Here is a 3617-nt window from a genome sequence, read left to right as displayed (position 1 = left end):
ATCATGAAAAGCATAAAAGTAGATATGCCGCTTGGCACTATTTTAGAAAATATGATTGAAAAACTGAAAAAGCTTATTCATTTTGATCACCTGAGTATTTCATTACTCCAAAATCATCATCTTGTATTAACAAATGTATTTCCATTAAATCCACGTTTTATGAAAATAGGCTCTATTATCCGCAATGAAAATTCTCTTTATTGGTCAGCATTGATAAAAAGAAAAGTTATGGTCCAAAGATTGGATGATCCAAGTGTTCAGTTTTATGAAAGCAAATATTTGGCTCTCCTTCACTTGAAAAATATTTTAGTATTGCCAATTTACAGTAAGAATAAAAAAATCGGCGTTTTAAGTATTGGATGTAATAGTCATTCAAGATGGACTACAGCTGAAATTGAATTTCTGGAACAACTTACTGATTGTCTGGCAGTTAGCATTGAAAATGTCCAATTGTATAGTGAAGTCCTACAAGCGAAACAAGAATGGGAAGATACCTTTAAAGCTGTTAATGATATGATTATTGTTTTTGATGGAGATATCCAGATCGTTCAGTTCAATGATGCAGCCAAAAGACTGATTGAGCTTTCTGGAAACACCAACAATCCCAAATTAGAAAAAACTTTCCTTGATCTCATTAAAGAAACATTTCAAAGCCAAAAAACAGGCTATATGGAATTACATTACCCCAATCAAACCATCTATGAGGTTTACACATATCCAATCCAAAACAATAAACAATATGTTTATGGAGTGATTGCCTATATTAAGGATGTTACAGAAAAGCGGAAAATGGAAGTACAATTGCTTCACTCAGGCAAATTAGCTGCGATTGGAGAAATGGCCGCCGGGATTGCGCATGAATTAAACAGCCCGCTCACTGCTATCTTAGGAAATTCACAATTATTGTTACGAAGTTTTTCAAAGGACGATCCGGCATTCTCCCTTCTTCATGATATAAAGAATTGCGGGGACCGCTGTAAACAGATCATTAAAAGCTTGCTTACATTTTCGCGTCAAGATGAATATATCTTTGACACCTTTTCCCTTAACGAAGCCATTGTGCAAGTCCTTAATCTATTAAAATTTCAATTTAAAAATAATCAAATTTCACTCAATCTCATGTTACAAAACGATTTGCCTTTAATTGAAGGCAGCCAGACGCAAATTGAACAAATTATTATTAATCTGCTTTTAAATGCAAAAGATGCAGTAGAACTTTCTTCTAGTACGGAAAAAGAAATTACAATCAAAACGTTCAAGCATTGTAATGAGATTCATTTATCTGTTACTGATAATGGGATTGGCATTGAAGAAAACAGACGTTCTGAAATCTTCCATCCCTTTTATTCAACAAAGAAAAATGGAACAGGACTGGGGCTGTCAGTTAGTCTGGGGATTGCAAAAACCCACGGGGGCACCATTGAAGTCATCAGTAAGCCGAATGCCGGTAGTACATTCATATTAAAATTGCGGCTGCAGCCATCCAAAGAATTGGGGGTGAAATCATGACCAATTTATTAATTGTTGATGACGAAAAAGAAATCGGTCATTTCTTGTCGCATCTCTTTACAGCAAAAGGTTACAATGTAAAAGTCGTCAATAGCGGCAAGGAATTTTTCTCTATTAATTTGTCATTGCAAAAATTTCACGCCGCTATGATTGATTTAAAATTGCCTGATACTGATGGACTTACACTTTTGCAACAAATAAAGAAGAAGCAGCCAAGATGCAAAACCATTATTATGACAGGGTACAGTACGATAAAAACTGCCGTAGAAGCAATTAAATTTGGTGCCTGCGATTATATTGAGAAACCATTTGATGATATTGATTTATTAGAAAAACAAATTGATGACTTGTTGGAAGATAAAGATACCAACGCAGATGAACATATAAAGCATTTAGCCAATGAAGTAGGCCTCATTACTGGAAAAAATGAAACAATGGGTAAGCTGCTTCATACCGCTTATAAAGTCGCACAAAAAAATATTACCGTTTTGATTGAAGGTGAAACAGGAACCGGTAAAGAAGTTTTGTCGCGGTTCATTCACCATGCAAGTCCAAGAAGCCATGAATCGTTTATTGGGGTGAATTGCGGGGCAATTTCTGAGCCGCTTTTGGAAAGTGAGCTATTTGGCCATGAAAGGGGGGCGTTTACCGGGGCGACGCAGCAACGAAAAGGATTATTTGAAATTGCCAGTAAAGGGACCCTGTTCCTTGATGAAATTGGTGAAGCTTCCCGGTCCATTCAAGTAAAGTTATTACGCGTTCTTGAAGCAAGAGAGTTCATGCCTGTCGGGAGTGAAAAAATTTTACGCACCAATACACGGCTTATTGCTGCAACCAATAAACACCTTTTTGAAGCTGTACAAAAGAAGAAGTTCAGGGAAGATTTATATTACCGTTTAAATGTTGTACATTTAAAAGTGCCACCACTCCGGGAAAGAAAGGAAGACATTCCTTTATTAATTGATCATATTTTACACCGTTTTCCAGGCATTGATATATCTTTTTCTGAAGATGCTTTAAGAGCTATACTCAGCTATAATTGGCCGGGAAATGTTCGCGAATTATCCAATTTCATTACTAGCATTGTAGCTTTGTCAGATCCTACACAAAATGTTATAACTGCAGATGATTTAATGTTTTCAAACTTAACATCCGTTCCAACCCCTGTTAAGCCACAACCTCATACCATAACAGCCAATGGGGAACATCATCTTGAACATTACTTGCAAAATTGGACAAATCACATTCTTTCAGTTTTTAACGGAAAGGAAGAAATCCATTTGGAAAAATTGCTGGAAGAAATAAAGCAATTAGAGTCAAAAGTTGGGAAAGCTTTTATTATGAAAACATTAAAAGAAGCCGGCGGAAACAGGAATGAAGCAGCAAGACGATTGAAAATTACAATAAGAAAGCTCCGATATCTCTTAAATGAAAAAAGATAAAATATTTAAGAAAATCCGGGCATTATTTTTGATCTTTTGCCCGGATACGCATTTACATTATTGTAATGATGAGCTGATCATTCCTGTGGTAACTATGATCTTGGACCCATATTCTGATTTTAGGAAATGTTAAGTACAACTCGCCCGTTAATTTTTCCATCTTCCATGCGCTTAAATACTTCATTTATATTGTCCAACGGTTGTACTTCAATTTTTGTGCGCACTTTTCCCTGGGCCGCAAATTCAAGTGCTTCTTGTAAATCTTTTCTAGTTCCTACAATAGAACCTTTTACCGATACACCGTTCAGTACGGTATCAAAAATTGGGATCGGCAGTTCATCATTTGGAAGTCCGACAACGACTAAAGTACCGCCCCTTTTTACAGAACTATAAGCTTGTTCGAACGCTTTTTTTGTTACAGCGACACTTACCGCAGCCTGAACCCCGCCGACTTGATTTTTAATTTCCTGTACAGGATCGGCTTTCAAGCCATTAATGGCGATGTCCGCGCCCAAATTTTTTGCCATTTCCAGTTTATCGTCCTGAATGTCTACCGCTATAACATTGAATCCCATTGTTTTAGCATACTGAAGTGCAACATGGCCAAGCCCGCCAATTCCATATATGGCAACCCAATCTCCCGGTCTTGCATTCGAAACTTTTAAT

3 protein-coding genes are annotated in these 3617 nt (G+C 36.7%); 2 read left to right on the top strand and 1 reads right to left on the bottom strand.

Annotated elements, in window-relative coordinates; translation table 11 throughout:
- Positions 1-1509, top strand: a 1509-nt coding sequence (locus tag BpJC4_RS15495) for a PAS domain-containing sensor histidine kinase (protein WP_253724339.1), incomplete at its 5' end; no start/stop codon positions are given.
- Entirely contained in the window at positions 1506-2951 is a 1446-nt protein-coding gene (locus BpJC4_RS15490) for a sigma-54-dependent transcriptional regulator (protein WP_151681698.1), read from the top strand. The genes BpJC4_RS15495 and BpJC4_RS15490, both read left to right, overlap by 4 nt.
- A 119-nt stretch (positions 2952-3070) precedes the next feature.
- On the opposite strand, the gene BpJC4_RS15485 is transcribed toward BpJC4_RS15490, so the two are convergent.
- Positions 3071-3617 (bottom strand): zinc-binding dehydrogenase (locus tag BpJC4_RS15485; RefSeq protein WP_151698181.1); only part of this gene is annotated, 547 nt, incomplete at its 5' end.

Origin of the sequence: Weizmannia acidilactici (genome assembly GCF_008974185.1) — a bacterium.
In the GTDB taxonomy this organism is placed as follows: Bacteria; Bacillota; Bacilli; order Bacillales; family Bacillaceae_C; genus Weizmannia; species Weizmannia acidilactici.
Note: the sequence above shows the minus strand (reverse complement) of the source record. Positions and strands in the feature narration are given on the sequence as shown.

Excerpts from the sequence above, each read along its gene's own strand:
- BpJC4_RS15490 (WP_151681698.1), top strand. The coding sequence starts at position 1,506 with ATGACCAATTTATTAATTGTTGATGACGAAAAAGAAATCGGTCATTTC.